The organism is Amycolatopsis sp. NPDC054798 (assembly GCF_053611505.1).
Genome location: NZ_JBSHAM010000065.1, coordinates 34,975 through 51,901, shown reverse-complemented (window position 1 = coordinate 51,901; position 16,927 = coordinate 34,975). Strand labels below are relative to the sequence as shown.

At 67.5% G+C, this 16,927-nt stretch carries 17 protein-coding genes; 4 read left to right on the top strand and 13 right to left on the bottom strand.

Annotated elements, in window-relative coordinates; all coding sequences use genetic code 11:
• Positions 1-93 precede the first annotated feature (93 nt).
• Positions 94-729: a response regulator gene (locus tag ACWGIC_RS31990; RefSeq protein WP_452079620.1), complete on the bottom strand. Its 636-nt coding sequence runs from the start codon at positions 727-729 to the stop codon at positions 94-96.
• Positions 722-1,840, bottom strand: coding sequence for a sensor histidine kinase (locus ACWGIC_RS31985; RefSeq protein ID WP_452079619.1), 1,119 nt, complete (start codon positions 1,838-1,840; stop codon positions 722-724). Before ACWGIC_RS31985 ends, ACWGIC_RS31990 begins: the two co-directional genes overlap by 8 nt.
• Before the next feature lie 185 nt (positions 1,841-2,025).
• Between ACWGIC_RS31985 and ACWGIC_RS31980 the strand changes: the two genes are divergently transcribed.
• On the top strand, positions 2,026-2,571 hold the full coding sequence (locus tag ACWGIC_RS31980; protein ID WP_452079618.1) for a GlcG/HbpS family heme-binding protein: 546 nt from the start codon (positions 2,026-2,028) through the stop codon (positions 2,569-2,571).
• A gap of 293 nt (positions 2,572-2,864) precedes the next feature.
• A complete protein-coding gene (locus ACWGIC_RS31975) occupies positions 2,865-3,641 on the top strand; it encodes an SDR family NAD(P)-dependent oxidoreductase (protein ID WP_452079617.1) in 777 nt (258 codons plus the stop codon).
• Positions 3,642-3,764: 123 nt separating this feature from the next.
• Here ACWGIC_RS31975 and ACWGIC_RS31970 read toward each other — a convergent pair whose 3' ends face one another.
• Genes ACWGIC_RS31970 through ACWGIC_RS31955 form a run of 4 tightly spaced genes read right to left on the bottom strand, consistent with a single transcriptional unit; the run spans position 3,765 to position 6,489 of the window.
• Positions 3,765-4,220 (bottom strand): NUDIX hydrolase, encoded by a 456-nt coding sequence (locus tag ACWGIC_RS31970; protein WP_452079616.1) that lies wholly within the window; start codon positions 4,218-4,220, stop codon positions 3,765-3,767.
• Positions 4,220-4,717, bottom strand: a complete 498-nt coding sequence (locus ACWGIC_RS31965; RefSeq protein WP_452079615.1) for a nitroreductase family deazaflavin-dependent oxidoreductase — start codon at positions 4,715-4,717, stop codon at positions 4,220-4,222. The genes ACWGIC_RS31970 and ACWGIC_RS31965 overlap by 1 nt, the downstream gene beginning before the upstream one ends.
• Entirely contained in the window at positions 4,714-5,913 is a 1,200-nt protein-coding gene (locus ACWGIC_RS31960; RefSeq protein ID WP_452079614.1) for an FAD-dependent monooxygenase, read from the bottom strand. Before ACWGIC_RS31960 ends, ACWGIC_RS31965 begins: the two co-directional genes overlap by 4 nt.
• A gap of 9 nt (positions 5,914-5,922) precedes the next feature.
• Complete coding sequence (locus ACWGIC_RS31955; protein WP_452079613.1) at positions 5,923-6,489, bottom strand: TetR/AcrR family transcriptional regulator; 567 nt, start codon at positions 6,487-6,489, stop codon at positions 5,923-5,925.
• Positions 6,490-6,718: 229 nt separating this feature from the next.
• On the opposite strand from ACWGIC_RS31955, the gene ACWGIC_RS31950 reads away from it, so the two are divergent.
• Positions 6,719-8,182, top strand: coding sequence for a SulP family inorganic anion transporter (locus tag ACWGIC_RS31950; protein WP_452079612.1), 1,464 nt, complete (start codon positions 6,719-6,721; stop codon positions 8,180-8,182).
• Here ACWGIC_RS31950 and ACWGIC_RS31945 read toward each other — a convergent pair.
• Entirely contained in the window at positions 8,165-9,559 is a 1,395-nt protein-coding gene (locus ACWGIC_RS31945) for a cytochrome P450 (RefSeq protein ID WP_452079611.1), read from the bottom strand. The genes ACWGIC_RS31950 and ACWGIC_RS31945 overlap by 18 nt on opposite strands.
• Positions 9,560-9,638: 79 nt before the next feature.
• On the opposite strand from ACWGIC_RS31945, the gene ACWGIC_RS31940 reads away from it, so the two are divergent.
• Positions 9,639-10,220, top strand: coding sequence for a TetR/AcrR family transcriptional regulator (locus ACWGIC_RS31940; protein ID WP_452079610.1), 582 nt, complete (start codon positions 9,639-9,641; stop codon positions 10,218-10,220).
• Between the two features lie 507 nt (positions 10,221-10,727).
• On the opposite strand, the gene ACWGIC_RS31935 is transcribed toward ACWGIC_RS31940, so the two are convergent.
• Genes ACWGIC_RS31935 through ACWGIC_RS31910 form a run of 6 tightly spaced genes read right to left on the bottom strand, consistent with a single transcriptional unit; the run spans position 10,728 to position 16,795 of the window.
• The gene (locus ACWGIC_RS31935) at positions 10,728-11,105 is read right to left on the bottom strand and encodes a Rieske (2Fe-2S) protein (protein ID WP_452079609.1); all 378 of its coding nucleotides are present in this window, start codon (positions 11,103-11,105) and stop codon (positions 10,728-10,730) included.
• On the bottom strand, positions 11,102-11,386 hold the full coding sequence (locus ACWGIC_RS31930; RefSeq protein WP_452079608.1) for a hypothetical protein: 285 nt from the start codon (positions 11,384-11,386) through the stop codon (positions 11,102-11,104). The genes ACWGIC_RS31935 and ACWGIC_RS31930 overlap by 4 nt, the downstream gene beginning before the upstream one ends.
• 2 nt (positions 11,387-11,388) lie before the next feature.
• Complete coding sequence (locus tag ACWGIC_RS31925) at positions 11,389-12,675, bottom strand: amidohydrolase family protein (RefSeq protein ID WP_452079607.1); 1,287 nt, start codon at positions 12,673-12,675, stop codon at positions 11,389-11,391.
• 22 nt (positions 12,676-12,697) lie between these two features.
• Positions 12,698-13,858 carry an ABC transporter ATP-binding protein gene (locus ACWGIC_RS31920; protein ID WP_452079606.1) on the bottom strand — a complete coding sequence of 387 codons (1,161 nt, stop codon included), beginning with the start codon at positions 13,856-13,858 and terminating at the stop codon, positions 12,698-12,700.
• Positions 13,859-13,896: 38 nt separating this feature from the next.
• Positions 13,897-15,012 carry an ABC transporter substrate-binding protein gene (locus ACWGIC_RS31915; protein WP_452079605.1) on the bottom strand — a complete coding sequence of 372 codons (1,116 nt, stop codon included), beginning with the start codon at positions 15,010-15,012 and terminating at the stop codon, positions 13,897-13,899.
• 16 nt (positions 15,013-15,028) lie between these two features.
• The gene (locus ACWGIC_RS31910; RefSeq protein ID WP_452079604.1) at positions 15,029-16,795 is read right to left on the bottom strand and encodes an ABC transporter permease; all 1,767 of its coding nucleotides are present in this window, start codon (positions 16,793-16,795) and stop codon (positions 15,029-15,031) included.
• Positions 16,796-16,927 lie beyond the last annotated feature (132 nt).

Below are 16,927 nucleotides of genomic sequence, written 5' to 3'. Positions count from 1 at the left end.
GTTTCACACGTAACTTCCCCCCCTTCAACACCCACCCCCGAACCGTCAGCACAATCAGCTTCGGGGTGCCCCCACGCACCGTCTCAGCAAGCCTCAAGACAACAACCGCTGCTCCTTAGCCACCGCAACCGCCCCAGCCCGAGTATCCACCCCCAGCTTCTCGTAAATCCGCCCCAAATGCGTCTTAACCGTCGCCTCGCTGATAAACAACCGCCGCGCGATCTCCCGATTCCCCACCCCCTGCGCGAGCTGCTCGAGAATGTCCCGCTCCCGGTCAGTGAGCCCAGGCCGGGGAGCCCGCAACTGCGCCATCATCCGGTCCGCCACCGGAGCCGACAACGCCGTCCGCCCAGCCGCGGCCGCCCGAATAGCCGCATAAAGCTCGTCAGCCGACTCAGCCTTCAGCAAATACCCAGTAGCCCCAGCCGCGATAGACCGCGTGATATCAGCATCAGTGTCATATGTCGTCAACACCAGCACCCGAGGAGGCTCGGCAACAGCCCGAATCCGCCGAATCGCCTCCACCCCGTCCATTCCGTCGCCCAGCTGCAAATCCATCAGCACCACATCCGGCCGCAACGCAGCGGCGAGACTGATCGCCTCGTGCCCCGTCGCGGCCTCGCCGACGACCTCGATCCCACCCGCACCGGCCAGCAGCGCCCGCAGCCCGGCCCGGACCATGGTGTGGTCGTCGCAGAGCACGACGCGGATGGGCTGATCGTCAGACATGGCTCGGTCCCAACGGAATCGCGGCCGAGATGGCGGTGCCCTGTCCGGGTGCGGATTCGACGGTCAACCGGCCGCCGAGCTGCGTCGCCCGCGCGCGCATGGCGGGCAGGCCGTGGCCGCGTCCGGCGGCGGCCGGGGCGTCCGGGTCGAAACCGCGGCCGTCGTCGGTGATGTCCAGCACGACCTCATCGTCTAGGTAGGTGAGGGTGAGCGCCACTCCCGACGCGTCCGCGTGTTCGCGCGCGTTGGCCAGCGCTCCCTGCGCGATCCGCACCAAACTGGACTGCACCCGGCCGGGCAGCGGCCGCGCGGTCCCGTCGACCTGGACGCGCACCGGCCGCGGTTCGCGTTCGGCGACGTTCCGGAGGGCTTCTTCGACCGAGTGCCCGTCGAGATCGGCGGGAGCCAGATCTTGCACGAGGCTGCGGGCTTCGGCCAGGTTCCGCGCGCCGATCTGTTGTGCCGCACGCACATGCTCGCGGGCCAGGTCCGGGTCGGACCACGCGCGGTCGGCCGCTTGGAGAAGCATCGCCTGGCTGGACAGACCTTGCGCCAGAGCGTCATGGATCTCGCGCGACAGCCGTTGCCGTTCGTCCAGCATTCCCGCGCGACGCTCGGTTTCCCGCAGCCGCGCCGCCTGCCGCCGCAGGTAGGTGATCACGGCGGCGGTCACGGCGGCGACCGCGACCGGCACGATCGTCAGGTTCGGGTCGAAACCGGTGGAGAGGCGGTTCTGGGAGAGCACCACCAGCGCGGTCACCAGCGTCACCAGCACTAACGCCGGTCCGGTGGGCAGCGTGCGGAGGCCGGTGACGAACAGCGGGACCGCGCACCAGGCGAAGCTCGGCGCGAGCAGCACGAGCACCACCCACAGCACGGTCACGACGGTCAGCCAGGCCAGATACGGCACGGTCACCTGCTCGGGCCCGGTCACCCGCAGCACCAGGCCGACCGCGTAGACCGCGGCCAGGCAGCCGGTCAGCGCGATCACCCAGGGCGCGGCCGGTTCGCCGTGATGGTGGTCGAGGAAGCGCACGATCGACGCGACCAGCAGCAGGAAGAACGCCGTGTGCATGGTCGCGGCCAGCCACCGCGCGTCCCGATCGGTCATCGCCGCCCTCCGTTTTTCCGTTCCGTCCTGGAGCCTGACCTGTGCCAACCCGGCCGGCATCAGCCGATCGGATGACCTGAGTGTCGGCCGTTCCGCGCCGCCAGGCGAGCCGGGACTCCGATCCGGTGAAGGCGCTCCCGGACGCACGATGAACGCATCAAGCCGGACAAGCCAAGGAGCACCCGATGAAGAACTTCACCGCCAAGACCCGCATCGCCACCGTCGTCGGCGGGCTCGCCGTGATCGGAGCCGCCACCACCGGCGCGCTGGCCGCCAACGCCGCCACCCCGGCCGCTGCCCCTGCCGCCCAGGCCGCCCCCAAGGGTTTGGTCCAGACCACGCACCTGTCGATCGCCGCCGCGCAGAAGGCCGCACAGGCCGCGCTCAACGCCGCCGAAAAGGCGGGCCAGCACGTGTCGGTCGCGGTGGTCGACCGCGACGGCAACACCATCGTGACCCTGCGCGGCGACGGAGCGGGCCCGCAATCGTACTCGTCGGCCGAGGAGAAGGCGTTCACCGCGGTTTCGTGGAACGCCAAAACCTCCGAACTGACCGGTCGCTTGCAGCAGACCCCGACTCTGAAGGACATCAAGGGCACACTGTTCCTCGCCGGAGCGGTCCCGGTGGACGCGAACAACGCCCCGATCGCGGCGGTCGGCGTGGCCGGTGCGCCGTCTGGTGCGCAGGACGAGACTTTCGCGCAGGCCGGGGTGGACGCACTCGGCAAGTAAGGCCGCCGCGCTCGATGGTCCGGCTTTCTTCCGGTGGGTCTCGTCGGTGACGGCGAGGCCCACCGGGCGGGCACTGTCGCTGACGGGAGAGTCAGCCGAATCCGTCAGTGCTGCTCGCCGCCGAACCGGGCTTCGTCCTAGCTGAAACAGCCCCACAGCAAGGAAAACCGGGATAGTCTGTCAGGGCAGTGAGCTGCTCAGCAACGAAATCCCCATCCCCGCAACAGAATTCGCAACCACAGATGAATTCCGCTGCGGTTTCCCCGATAGCCGCTGACAAAGAAAGGCTTGGAGTGCCGACTGAATCGAAGCGGGTTGCCGTGGTGACGGGAGCCGGACGGGGAATCGGGCTGGCGATCGTCCGGGGGCTGGTCGAGGACGGCTACACCGTGGTCGCGGCGAGCCGTACGGTCACCGCCTCGGTGAAGGATCTGACGCCGGACGCGATCGAAGCCGATCTGAGCGACCCGGACGAGCCGGCCCGGGTGGTGCGGCACGCGCTCGATCAGCACGGCGGGGTCGACGTGCTGGTCAACAACGTCGCGGGCACCTCGAATCCGCCTGGCGGGTTCCTCGAACTCGACGATGAGGCGTGGCTGCACACGTTCAACGTCACGTTCCTGTCGAACGTCCGTGCCACGCGGGCCGCCCTGCCGAGCTTGCTGGAACGCCGTGGCGCGGTGATCAACATCAGTTCGGTGAACGCGAAGCTGCCGCAGCCGCGGCTGGTCGCGCAGTCGGCGGTCAAGGCGGCGGTGACGAATCTCGGCAAGGCGCTGGCGGAGGAGTTCGGCGGACGCGGCCTGCGGGTGAACACGATCTCGCCCGGTCCGGTGTGGACCGACCTGTGGACCTCTCCCGGCGGTCCTGGGGACCAGCTCGCCCGGCGCGCGGGCGCCGAACTGGAGGAGTTCAAGGACCGGCTGCCGGCCGCGGTCGGCTTGTCGACTGGCGAATTCGCCCGCCCGGAGGAGATCGCGGCGCTGGTGGTGTTCCTGGCTTCGGGGAAGGTCGCGAACATGAGCGGCGCGGACCTCGTGCTCGACGGCGGGATGACGAAAACCATGTGAACCAGGCGGGCCGCACCGGATCGGTCCGGGGGTGGACCGGCTTGCGGAATCTCCCCGGACCCGGCGATCAGCTAGCCCGCCGCGCAGACCTCGTGCCCGACGACGGACCCTCGCTCCGAAGCCTCAGCCGCCGAAACGCTTCACATAGTCCTCGACGATCGGCCGTTCCGGGGCGATGATGTCGTCCGGCAGCCGGTCCAGTGCGAAGAACTCGTAGCCGGTGATCTCCGTTCCGTCCACGGTGACCTCGGTGTTCTCGACGGTCGCGGTGAACGCGGCGGTGACGTTGTGGACCTCGTCGCCGTGCGGGTACCGGTAGAAGTACTCCGGTCCGGAGTAGACGCCGAACAGTTCGAGGTCCCGCACAGCCAGGCCGATCTCCTCCAGCACCTCGCGACGCCCGGCGTCCTCGTAGGACTCGCCGGGGTCGAGGAACCCGCCGGGCAGTCCCCAGTCCTGGCTTTCCTCGCGGAACACCAGCAGCAGCCTGCCGCGCTCGTCGGCGATCAGCACCGACGTGCCGGGCAGGATCAGCGGGCGGGTGCCGACTAGTTCGCGCAGTTCGGCGATGTAGTTCATCAGCGGTCAGTACCTTCTTGGTCGGAGGGGTTTCCGCCGCGCGGGCGGAAGGCGACGATCGGCAGCTGCTGGACCATCCGGTGCCGGGCGGCGGCGGAACCGTCGTAGCGCCAGCCCAGCAGCTTGCTCAGCACGGGATGCAGAACCGGCCGCAGCAGCAGATTTCGCCGTTCGTACCCGGCGATCGCGTCGGCTGCTTCGGATTCGTCGAGGATTCGGTGTTCGGGCACGAACTTCCGGCGGCCGATCGCGACCTCCGCCGCGGGGGCGGCCTGGATGTTGCGGTACCAGTCCGAGGACGGCCCCAGCCCGGCGATGGCCAGCACTTCGCCGGTTTCGGGACGGAGGCCGATCACCTCCAGCACCGTCCGGTACTGGCGGCCGGATTTGCGGCCGAGGTGGGTCAGGCACAGGAAACGCTTGCCCAGCAACCATCCCAGGTGGCGGTCGTACAGTTTCGCCGGCGCTTTGAAGACCGTGCGCACGATCGGGTTCACGGTCGGGCTCCTTCCCTCGACGAATGGTGCGGGTTCGTGATGAGCGCGGTGGATTTCCCGGTCAAACTCCCGGCCACGAACCGGTCAATTCCGGGCAACCGGGCCAGTTTCAGGGCTAGACGGCGCAGGGAGAGCTGCGGTTTGCTGCTGGGAAGGAACCATCGCGCACCCTTGCGGGCGAGCTGTTGCCTGTCGGCCGCGACCGGACGCCAGAGCCGTTCGTACTCCGCCAGTCCCTCGGAGATCGACGACGCGCGGTTCAGCTGGTCTGCCAGCACGTACGCGCCCGCGATCCCGAGCGACGCGCCCTGCCCAGCCAGCAGCGACACCGCGTACGCCGCGTCCCCGACCAGCGTGACCCGGCCGGTGCTCCACGTTGACATCTCAATCTGAGCGACCTGGTCGTAGTAGATCTTCGCGGACGGCGGGCAGTGTGTCAGTGCTTCCGGCACCACCCAGCTCAGTGAGCCGTAGGTGCCCAGCAGCGAAGCCCGCACGTCGTCGGGCAGCGTGGGATCGGGCGTGCGATGGACGGCGAAGGCGGCGACAGTCCCGGCGCGCAGCCCGTAGAAGCCCATCTGCCTGCCGACGGTGTCGGTGAGGCAGAACCGTCCGTCTGCCACCGCGTGGATCTCGGGCGACTTGAACAGGAACGCTGCGGTGTGGAATCCGAGATAGCGGAGGAACCGCGATTCCTCGCCGAACACCAGCCGCCGGATGGTCGAATGGATCCCGTCGGCACCCACCAGCAGGTCGGCTTCCAGCACTGAACCGTCCGAGAGGGTGGCCGCGACCCGGCCGTCCTCGTCCTCGACTGCGACCACTCCACTGTCGTACCGAAGTTCGACCTCCGGAGGCAGCGACGCGCGCAAAGCTTGTTCCAGATCCGGCCGCAGGACGCTCAGCAACCGGCCGCCGACGGTACGCGCGAACTGCGCGAATTGAATGTCGGATCGGCGTTTTCCTTGTGCGTCAAGAAGAATCGCTTCGGAGATCGGATACGCCGCCTCCTGGATCGCAGGCAACACCCCCATCGCCTCGGCCGCGTCGTACCCGGGACCGAAGAAGTCGATCATGTATCCCTGCGGGCGCGGCCCGGGCGCTCGCTCCACCAGCGTCACATCGTTGCCCAGCACGGACAGCCGGTTCGCCGCGGCCAGCCCGGCGATGCCAGCGCCGCAGACCAGGATTCTCATCGCGTCCTCCTAGGGGCGAGTGACCAGTCCGCGCAGCACGCCGGTGACCGCCGCCGGATCCCCTCCGGGGGCGAGGCCGCGGTGCAGCAGCAAACCGTCGATGGTCGCGACCAGCACCTCGGTGGTCGCGTCCGGTTCCGGGACGCCGCGCTCGGCGAGCCAGCGGCTGAGCCGCGCACGGAATTCCATGAGCAATCCGCCGATCCGCTCCCGCAGCTCCTCGTCACGCCTCGCCGCCAGATACGCCTCGACAAACAGCACCGACAACGGGTCCACCCCGCTGTACGGCTCGACCGATCCGAACAGCGCGGTCACCAGATCAGCCGGGTTCTCCGTCGCAGCCAACGCGGGGCCGACGCTCTCCAGCACCTCGCGCATCGCGTCGAGGACCGCCTCGCGCAGCAACGCCTGCAGGGACGGGAAGTGGTAGTGCACCACGCTCGGCGTCACCCCGGCCCGGTCTGCCAGCACGCGAGTGCTCACCGCCGTCCAGCCGCGTTCCGGCACCAGCTCCGTCGCCGCTGTCAGCAGCTTCTGCCGCACGTCACGCCCGCGTGCCGCCGCCGGAGAATTCATCCGCTCACTCCTGGTCAATCGTCCCGGTCAGTCGTTCAGGGCGATCGTCCTGTACGACTGCCCTGATCCTAGCGCGGCCCGTCGCGGCGGGAAAGCGGGGTGACCCGAGCCTCACCTGAAAGCGGGGAGCGGCGGCGACATCAGCCCAGTCGTCTACCGTCAGAAGCGGCTCTTTCTGCCCGTCCCCGAAACCGACAGGTCATTCACTGTGCCCTCGCCGCTGTCCACCGTGTCCATCCGACGGCCGGCGTGGCTGTCGCCCCGAGTCGCACGCACCGAGATCCTCGGGGGGCTGGTCGTCGCTCTCGCGCTGATCCCGGAGGCGATCTCGTTCTCCGTGATCGCCGGCGTCGATCCGCGCGTGGGCCTGTGCGCGTCGTTCACCATGGCGGTGGTGATCTCGTTCGTCGGCGGCCGCCCGGCGATGATCTCCGCCGCGACCGGGGCGATCGCCCTGGTGGTGGCGCCGCTGGCGAGGGAACACGGCTTCGGCTATCTCGTCGCGACGGTGGTGCTGGGCGGACTGTTCCAGATCGTGCTCGGCTCGCTCGGCGTGGCGAAGCTGATGCGGTTCGTGCCGCGCAGCGTGATGGTCGGGTTCGTGAACGCGCTGGCGATCCTGATCTTCCTGGCGCAGGTGCCGGAACTGATCAACGTGCCGTGGCCGGTGTACCCGCTGTTCGCCGGCGGTCTCGTGCTCATGGTGTTCTTCCCGCGCCTGACCAAGGCCGTTCCCGCGCCGCTGGTGTCGATCGTGGCGCTCACCGCGCTGACGATCGCGGCCGGGATCGCGGTGCCGACCGTCGGCGACAAGGGCGCGCTCCCCTCAGCGCTGCCGGTGCCGGGTATTCCGGACGTGCCGTTCACCTTCGGCACGCTCGGCCTGATCGCGCCGTACGCGCTGGCGTTCGCGCTGGTCGGGCTGATGGAATCGCTGATGACCGCCAAACTCGTCGACGACATCACCGACACGCACTCGAACAAAACCCGGGAAGCGGCCGGGCAGGGCGTCGCCAACGTCGTCACTGGGGTTTTCGGCGGCATGGGCGGCTGCGCGATGATCGGCCAGACCATGATCAACGTCAAGGTCGCGGGCAGCCGGACGCGGCTGTCGACGTTCCTCGCCGGGGCGTTCCTGATGGTGCTGTGCCTGGTGTTCGGACCCGTCGTGTCGCGGATCCCGATGGCCGCACTGGTCGCGGTGATGGTGCTGGTCGCTTTCGGCACGTTCGACTGGCATTCGATCGCGCCCGCGACGCTGAAGCGGATGCCGGTCGGCGAGGTCGCCGTGATGGCGGTGACCGTGGGCATCGTGGTGGCGACCAGCAACCTCGCGATCGGGGTCGTGGCCGGGTCGATCACAGCGATGGTGATCTTCGCGCGCCGGGTCGCGCACCTGGTCGAGGTGACCGCGGTGCGCGAGCACGACAGTGTCCGGTACGCCGTGACCGGGGCGCTGTTTTTCGCGTCCAGCAACGACTTGGTGTATCAGTTCGACTACGCCGACGACCCGGATCGAGTGATCATCGACCTTTCGGCCGCACACATCTGGGACGCCTCGACCGTAGCGGCGCTGGATGCGATCACGACGAAGTACGAGGCACGCGGGAAAACCGTGGAGATCGTCGGGCTGAACAAGCACAGCGCGAGGATGCACGAAACGCTGTCCGGGGAATTAGCGGGCAGCAGCTGAGGTCAGTCCCGCCGCCCGTTCCCGGATCCGCGGCCGGAGGGTGAACCCGCTCGGCTTCAGCGTCAACGACTCCACGATCTTCAGCTCATACGCCGGATCGGCCTCGAAGTCGTAGCGCTGCAACATGATCCCCAGCGCCAGCACAGCTTCGTGCAAGGCGAACTGGCGGCCGATGCACGCGCGTTCCCCGGTGCCGAACGGTTTGTACGCCTGAGCCGGGCGTTTCCGCACCGCCGCAGGCTCGAAACGGTCCGGATCGAATTTCTCCGGATCCGGCCACACCGTCGGGTCGCGATGGAGCATCGGCAACGGCACGATGACCGAATCGCCCTTGCGCATCGCGTATTTCCCGCCCAGCACAAGGTCTTCACGCGCTTCCCGGGAGTAGCCCGGCGCGGTCGGCCACAGCCGCATCGCCTCATCGAGTACACGGCGGACGTACCGCAGCTTCGCGACATCGCCGAAGGCCGGTTCGCGCTCGCCCCACACCGCGTCGACTTCGGCGCGGGCCTTCGCCAGCAGTTCCGGGTGCCGCGTCAGGTAGTACAACGCGAACGACAGCGCACCGGACGTCGTCTCGTGTCCCGCGACGACGAACGTGATGGCCTGGTTGCGAATGTTCACCGGGTCGAGCTGCTCGCCGGTCGCCGGGTGGCCCTCGGTGAGCATCAGGCCGAGCAGATCACGGGCCTCCCCGCCTTCCCGGCGGCGCGTCTCGATGACCTCGTCGACCAGGTTCGTCATGGTCGCGATGTCCGCTTGGTTCTGCGCCGCCGACCCGGCCAGCGCACGCCGCACGAACGGAAGCTTGACGTTCTCCAGCTGCGCGAACCGCAACGCGCGGATCATCGCGGTGACGAACGGATGCGGTTCGGCGCGCTCGAACGACCCGAACCGGTAGCCGAAACCCGCCAGACCGATCGTTTCCAGGGTCAGCCTGGTCATGTCGGCAGCGACGTCAACCGGGCCGGTCGCGCGGTCCCACGCCGCGGTCAGCTCGTGGGCGACCTCGAGCATTGTCGAGTGGTAGCGGCGCATCGCCTCGGCGGAGAACGCGGGCTGCAGGATGTCGTGGGCCAGCCGCCAGTTCGGCTCGCGGGTGTGCGCGGTGAACAGCCCGTCGCCGGCGACCGCGCGCAGCCGCTCGACGCCGAGGCCGACGTGCTTGCCGAACCTCGTCTCGTCGTTCAGCTCGGTGACCAGGTCGATCCCGCTGACGAACACGATCTCCATCCCGAAGAACTTGCGGGTGAAAATCGGCCCGAGCCGCGCGCCGGCGCGCATGGTGCCCTGCAGCGGCGCGCGCAGACTGGCCCCGAGCAGGTCACCGACCACGGGCAGCCTGCCCGGACGGTGCGGAATCGCGGTGGTGTCCACAGTTCGCTCCCCTACTGAACCCACATCCAATAGGGTCACGATCCCCCGCTGCTGAACCCGTGTCAAGTAAGCTGGGACGATGCGGACGCGCCTGAGCACCGAGCAGCGGCGCGAACAGCTGCTGGCCATCGGAGCCGGACTGTTCGCGGGCCGCCCGTACGACGAGGTGTGGATCGAGGAAGTCGCCGAAATAGCCGGCGTCTCGCGCGGCCTGCTGTACCACTACTTCCCCACGAAAAAAGACTTCTTCGCGGCAATCGTCCGCGGCCAGCGCGACCAGCTGCTGGCGATGAGCGAACCCGACCCCGCACTGCCGGTGGCCGAACAGCTGCGTGCGGGGCTGGAGGTGTACCTGGAATTCGCCCGCACCCATCCGGACGGCTACCGCATCGTGCACCGCAGCGCAGGCGACGCCGACCGCGAAATCCGGGAAATCTGCGAAGCCGGAATGGCAGCGAACGCCGAACGCATCCTGGCCGCGATAAGCCTGCTGCGCCCCGTCACCCCCACGACGAGGTTGGCGGTCCGGGGATGGCTTTCGTTCGTGGCGACCCTGATCCTGGACTGGCTGGACGAACCGAAGATCAGCACGGAGGAACTGCGGGACCTTTGCGCGCGGACTCTTTTCGCCGCGGTCGAAGTGGATCCGGAAACACTCTGAGGCGCGAGAAAGCCGTCCGTGAGGGGAACCTTCACAGACACTGATTCCCTCAGGGTTCCCCTCACGACCCACTCCCCCACCCGGCCCGCCGCGGCGCACTGCCTGCCCCAATGTGGCATTCGGTGCGTCACATGCACCCAATGCCACATTGGGGCGCTAGCCCCACCCACCACCCGATCCCCACCCGCGAACCCAACCCACCATCACACCCAAGCCCCGCGCGCTACCTACCCCACCGCCACCCCGCAAACCCAACCCACCCCACACCCAAGCCCCGCGCCCCACCCCCTCAACCGCAACCCGCGCACCCAACCCCACCCCGGCAGCCACACCCGGCCCTGCACCCCGATACGAAGCCAAAAACACGCACGGAAAGGCTTGTCAAGGCATCTTTCCCGCCTTGACAAGCCTTTCCGTGCGTAGTCACAATCAGCTTCGGGGTGCCCCCACCGCAACACTCACCACAAGCAAACCCCCACCACCAAACAGGCGACTAAAACCCAAAACTCACACCGTCACCACAACCTCATCCCCCACCACCCGAACCGGAACCGCCCGCAACCCCACCCGCCCATCCGCCGGATGCCGCCCAGTCAAAACATCGAACTCAAACCCATGCCAAGGACAAACAATATTCCGATCAGCCGGATGAAAAGCAGGCCCACCGCTCTTCCGATCCTCCCGAACCGGCTGAACAGTCCGAGGCATGATCTTCCCCTGACACACCGGCCCCCCTTGATGCGGGCACACGTTATGCCAAGCCCGCACCTCCCCAGCGTGGAAGTAAACCCCCACCTCCAGCCCGTCCACTTCCACCACAATCCGCTCCCGGGCCCGAAGCTCCGCCAACCCAGCCACAGCCACTTCCCGCCGCACAGCGCTCATTCGGCCCTCCGATACCAAATCGCCATATCGAAAAGATTCACATCCGCCGCGTCCAGCAACGCGGTCACCAAAACCACAGTCTCAGTAGCGGTAAGCGCATCCTCCCGAACAGGCCAGGCAATCTTCCCCACCCGATCAGTCTTGGCCGAGAACAACCGAGCCGCCGCATACAGCAACTCAGCGATCTCCTCATCAGCGACCGCAGCAGCCCGGTCGGCAGAGACGATCTCGGATGTCAACCCGCCCAGCCGAGATACCAGCGAGGTCAGTTCAGATGTCATGATCACGAAACCCCCGGCCGTTCACGAAGCACGCTCTGCGCAGCGGGTTTCCGGCGGTCAGTAGGAAGATTGAAAACCCGAGCAGCATTGAGCCCCAGGATGTTCCGCTTAGCCTCCTCAGACAGGAACGGCAGCCGAGTGATCGTGGACGGCGCATCCCAATCCCAATGCGGCCAGTCCGACGAATACAGCAATTGAGTCTCCGCGTTGAACGCCTTCATCCCGGCCTCCAGCAACTCCATGCTGGTCCGCTCCATCGGCTGGCTGGTGTACCACATCTCCTTCATGTACTCGCTAGGCAAGCGAGTCAGCCCCGGAGCCTCGCTGGGACGCATCAGCACCTCGTGATCGAGCCGCTGCATGAGGAACGGGATCCACGCCAGCCCGCTTTCCACCCAGACCATCTTGATCCGGGGAAACCGCTCCGGCATCGCGTTGATGATCCAGTTCGTCACGTGGATCTGGTTGTAATGCGTGAACGACAGCGCGTGCATCGACAGGAACCGGTTCAGCTGAGCGAAAGACGGATCGCCCCAGTGGTACCCGGAATGGAAGGCGAGCGGCTTCCCGCTGTCCTCGATCAGCTTGTACAGCCTCGTGTAGACATCCGAATGAACCGGGTTGTTCCGTGTCGAACAGACCGTGTACCCGATGATCCCGTCGTTGTCCGCGTACTTCTCGACCAGCTCCTCGCAGACCTCCGGCGTGTTGTACGGCAAATACAGCATGCCCTTGAGCCGATCGTCCTGCGGCAGAACGACTTCGGTCAGCCAGCGGTTGAACGCCCGGCCGAGCACGACCTCGATCTCGTCCTGCGGATGCATGCCCAGCAACAGCATCGCGCTCGGGAACACGACCTGATAGTCCAGCCCCATCGCGTCCATCCCGCGCCGGGCGGCGGCGACGAACGGGTGCCCGGACACGCCCTCGAGCGGCTCCTTGCGGCCCTGGTGCCCGATGCGTCCGCCAACGCTCTGGTGTGACATACCAGGCTGGATGTTCAGCAAGGCGTTGTTGCCGGCGAATTTGCCGAACTGGTCCATGCCGATCTGGCGCCACACGTCGTTGTCGATGAGTTCCAGTACCTCGCCCCAGAAATGGTCCTCCGAGACGTGCGCGTCGATGTCGACGATGAAGTAGTCGTCGTATTCCCGTTCGGCCTGTTTGGTCGCGTGGGCGAGGACGTCGCGGGTGTCGGTGCGTCCGCCGATCTCGGCGAGTTCCCGGATCCGCGGCCCGTCCCCGCCGGAACGGGGCGCCGAAAAGCCGGGCACAGAGAGGTCGGGCACGGGTTCTTCCCTTCGTCCGGCGTCAGCGGGGCGCGACGGCGGCATCGGTCATCGTGGTCAGGTAGTCGTCGTCGGCCGGGGCCGCGTTCTCGTGCGGGATGACGACGGCGCGGTCCGGGCTCACCGCGAAGGTGTGTTCCTCACCCGCGGTCGGAACGGATTCCGCGGACAGCTCGGCGGTTTCGGTGCGCACACGCATCGGGAGGCCGTCCGCGCGGACGAGCAGGTTGACCGCACTGCCGAGATAGGTCGTGCGCTCGACCGTCCCGCGGAATTTTCCGGCTCCGGCACCGTCCGGGCACAGCCGGGCATGCGCCGCGCGGAACGCGATGTCGGCGCGGTCCCCGATCGAAACGTCGCCGGTCGTGATCCCGGAAAAGACCAGCGACGTGTCATCGACGCGCACCTCGGCGGTTTTGCCGCGCACGCCGGTGACCGTTCCGGGCAGGATGTTCTGAAAGCCCATGAAATCCGCGACATACGCCGAATTCGGGCGGTCGTAAAGGTCGCTCGGCGTACCGGACTGGACGATGACGCCCTCGCTCATCACGATGATCCGGTCGGACAGCGTGATCGCTTCCTCCTGGTCGTGCGTCACGTAGACCGAAGTGGTCTCGAACCGGTTGTGCAGCGACCGCACCTGCTGGCCCATCTGATAGCGCAGCTTGCTGTCCAAATTGGACAACGGCTCGTCGTAGAAGATGATCCCCGGCCGGGCGGCCAGCGCGCGGGCGAGTGCCACGCGCTGTTGCTGACCGCCCGACAGAGCGGTGACCGAACGCTTCCCGAGATCGGAAAGACCGACCGCGTCGAGCATTTCCCGCACCCGCTGCGCGCGTTCCCGGCCGGGCATCCGGGCAACCTTCAGCGGATAGGCGACGTTGTCCGTGACACTCAGGTGCGGCCAGAGCGCGTAGCTCTGGAACACCATGCCGACCCGGCGTTTGTCCGCGGGCACGAACGTCCGCCGCGCGGTGTCGACCACGACCCGGTCGCCCATCACGATCCGGCCCGCGCTCGGCCGCTCCAGCCCGGCCAGGCAGCGCAACGTGGTCGTTTTGCCGCAGCCCGAGGGGCCGAGCAGCGTCACGAACTGCCCGGACTCGATCGTCAGATCCAGTTCGTGCAGCGCCGCCTTCGCGCCGTACTTCTTGGTGAGTCCGGATACCTGGACCTCGGTCATCGTGACCTGCGCTTTCTCTCCGGCCGGGAGGGGAGGCGTTACTTCTTGAACGCCTGGGTGATGAAGTCGAAGTAGGGCTTGTTGAACGCGGGGTCCGGGTTCGAGAACGGCAGCCGCGGCAGCTTGTCGAGCGACGGCAGTCCGGGCGGGCCGGGCGCGGTCGGCGTGCGGCCGTAGGAGTTGTCCTTCTCCGCCAGCGCTTTCTGGCCCTCCGGCGAGTACAGCCAGTTGACGTACAGCTGCGCGGCCTCGGAGTGCGGTGCGTCCTTGATCAGGCACAGTGCCGAGCGCGCCATGTAGTTCCCGCCGTCCTCGAGCGGGAACACCATGCCGATCGGGGCGCCCTTCTGCTTCTGCGCCTCGAAATAGCCCTGGTATACGGCGATGCCGACCGGGAACCGGCCACTGGCGACATCTGTGGGCACCATCGGCTCGGATTGAGATATCTGCAGGTCCTGCGCGGCCAGCTTCTCCAGGTAGGAGCGGCCCCACTTCTTCTCGTTCTCGGGCAGCATCAGCGATTCGAGGATGTACCGGATGCCGCCGGGGACGGTCATGTCGCCGACCGCGATCTTGCCCTTCCACTTCGGGTCGAGCAGATCGTGCCAGTTCTTCGGCGCGTCCTGCTTCTGCACCTGGTCGGTGTTGTAGACGAAGCCGAAGTAGCGCAGCGCGAAGTAGGTGAGCCGTCCGTCGTTGTCGGTCGGGACCTTGAACCCGGGGTCGGCGGTGCGCACGTCCGCGGTCGTGCAGATGTTGGGTTTCGCGGCCGCCTGCGGGGATTCGCCACCGACGTAGACGTCCGCGATCCGGTTCCCGCTCTGCGCCTCGGTGTCCAGTTTGGTGAGGATCTGCGCGTCCGCCTGGTCCTGCGGGAGCAGTTTGATCCCGGGGAAGCGCTTGGCGAACACGTCGTTCAGCGCCTGGTTCGCGGTCACCCCCGGCCCGTACAGCACGAGCTGGGTGTGGTTGGCCGCGAACGCCTTGTCGTACAGCTCGTTCATGTACTTGTTGGCCGCGGCTGACGCACCAGGGACCTCGACTGGCGAACTCGCCTTGGTCGCGCCCGCCGACGTGCAGGCGGTCAGCGCGGCGAGCAGGCCGGCGGTGAGCGCCAGCGCGGGCGCGCGCAGTTTCGTGCGGGAGAACTTCATTGTTCTTCCTCTCGGGTCAGTGGGTGATGCGGGAGAACGAGCCGGACAGCCGGTCGGTGCGGCGGCCGAGGATCCGGCCGCCGAGCTTGACCGACACCGCGGCGAGCGCGAGCACGGCGAACGCGGCGATCAGGATGATCATGAACAGTGCCGCGCCCCGGGACATCTCGCCGGTGAGGAACTGCTGGAAGGCGGTCAGCGAAACGGGTTCCAGGCCGGGCGGGGCGAGCAGCATCGGCACGGCGAGGTTGCCCGAGATGAACAGCGCGGAGAGGAACCAGCCGGCCAGGAAGCTCGGGACGACCAGGCGCAGCACGATGGTCACCAGCACCCGTCCCGCGCTCGCGCCGGACATCCGGCCCGCTTCCTCCAGTTCGGGCGACAGCTGGGCGAGCGCGCCCTCGGCGATCCGGCTGGACACCGGGATCGTGGCGACGATCAGCACGAGCGTCATCAGGAACGCCGAACCGTAAAGACCGCGGAAGGCGGGGAGGTAGAGCACGGCGAACATGTAGGCGAGGCCCAGCACGACGCCGGGCAGCGCCCACGGGATCCAGACGGCGAACGAGGTGTAGCTCCGCAGGAATCCCCTGCGCCGCGCGGTGACGTAGGTGGTGAGCAGCGCGATCGCGATCGAGCCGAAGCCGCCGACGACCGCGAGCCACGCGGTGAGCGCCAAGCTGGAACTGAACTGCGGGTCGGTGAGCATCGTGACGTAGTTGTCCAGGGTCAGCCCGGTGCTCATCACCCCGAAGATCGGCTGGAGGCTGCCGAGCACCATCGCGAAAAGCGGCAGCAGGAAGTTCAGCAGCACTACCACGACGATCAGCGCGGACAGCACCCAGCGGACCGGGCCCAGCTCCTGCGGATCGCGCCGCGACGTCTTCCCGGTGAGCGTGGTGAAGCTGCGGCCGCGCAGCATCCAGCGTTGCGCGAGGAACAGCAGCAGCACCAGCAGGATCAGCACGAGGGACAGCGCGAACGCCTTGGTGTACTCGGCTGGCGCCTCATCCCGGACGTAGTGGTATATCTGCGTCGAGAAGACGTAGATGCCCGCCTGGCGGCCGATCAGCTGCGGCCCGTCGAACGACTGGAACACCAGCACCGCGATCAGCAGGGCCGCACCGGTGATCGCCGGGCCGACCGACGGGATGGTGATGGTGAAGAACGTGCGCACCGTTCCGGCTCCGCTGATCGCCGCGGCCTCGTCGAGCGACTGGTCCCGGTTCTTGAACGCGCCGAGCAGCAGCAGGTACGCGAACGGCAGGTAACCGAGCGACGTCAGCAGGATCAGCCCGCCCCAGCCCTGGATGTCGATGAGCGGACCGTCCGTGCCGAGCGCCCGGCCGAACTGGTTGAGCAGGCCGTTCTGCGCGTTGCCGAGCATGATCCAGCCGAGGGTGTGAAACAGCGGCGGGACGAACAGGTTGATCACCATGATCGGGGTGAGCAGCTTGCGGCCGGGCACGTTCGTGTTGGCCGCGATCCAGGCGAACAGCCCGCCGCCGGCCACCGAGATCGTGCCGCACACGACGACCAGCACGATCGAGTTCCACAGCGTGTGCCAGGTTTCCGGAGCCTCGAACGCCGAAAGCAGGCCGCTCATCGTGAACGGCATGTTGTCCGAGGGAAGCCCGTCGCGGAAGGCGCCGAGCACGATCATCGCCACCGGATAGACGAAAATCAGCGTGAGCCCGGCGAGCAGGGTTGCTTTGAGCACACCGCCGGTCACCGAGCGGCGCATCGAGGCCCGCCGGTCGTGCTCGAATAGGCGCTCCGTCACTGCAGTCGTTCCTTCCTGCGAGCGGCCGGTTGCCCGCCGCGGGGACGAACCGCTCCGTCCGTCCTGCCGGTTAGCGTAAGAACTCGGGTGCGGCGGCTCATCGAGCGGCTCTCCGAAGTCCTTCCGGTTTCC

Coding starts and splice junctions, on each gene's coding strand:
- ACWGIC_RS31990 (WP_452079620.1), bottom strand. CDS start 729: ATGTCTGACGATCAGCCCATCCGCGTCGTGCTCTGCGACGACCACACC.
- ACWGIC_RS31985 (WP_452079619.1), bottom strand. CDS start 1,840: ATGACCGATCGGGACGCGCGGTGGCTGGCCGCGACCATGCACACGGCG.
- ACWGIC_RS31980 (WP_452079618.1), top strand. CDS start 2,026: ATGAAGAACTTCACCGCCAAGACCCGCATCGCCACCGTCGTCGGCGGG.
- ACWGIC_RS31970 (WP_452079616.1), bottom strand. CDS start 4,220: ATGAACTACATCGCCGAACTGCGCGAACTAGTCGGCACCCGCCCGCTG.
- ACWGIC_RS31960 (WP_452079614.1), bottom strand. CDS start 5,913: ATGAGAATCCTGGTCTGCGGCGCTGGCATCGCCGGGCTGGCCGCGGCG.
- ACWGIC_RS31955 (WP_452079613.1), bottom strand. CDS start 6,489: ATGAATTCTCCGGCGGCGGCACGCGGGCGTGACGTGCGGCAGAAGCTG.
- ACWGIC_RS31940 (WP_452079610.1), top strand. CDS start 9,639: ATGCGGACGCGCCTGAGCACCGAGCAGCGGCGCGAACAGCTGCTGGCC.
- ACWGIC_RS31935 (WP_452079609.1), bottom strand. CDS start 11,105: ATGAGCGCTGTGCGGCGGGAAGTGGCTGTGGCTGGGTTGGCGGAGCTT.
- ACWGIC_RS31930 (WP_452079608.1), bottom strand. CDS start 11,386: ATGACATCTGAACTGACCTCGCTGGTATCTCGGCTGGGCGGGTTGACA.
- ACWGIC_RS31920 (WP_452079606.1), bottom strand. CDS start 13,858: ATGACCGAGGTCCAGGTATCCGGACTCACCAAGAAGTACGGCGCGAAG.
- ACWGIC_RS31915 (WP_452079605.1), bottom strand. CDS start 15,012: ATGAAGTTCTCCCGCACGAAACTGCGCGCGCCCGCGCTGGCGCTCACC.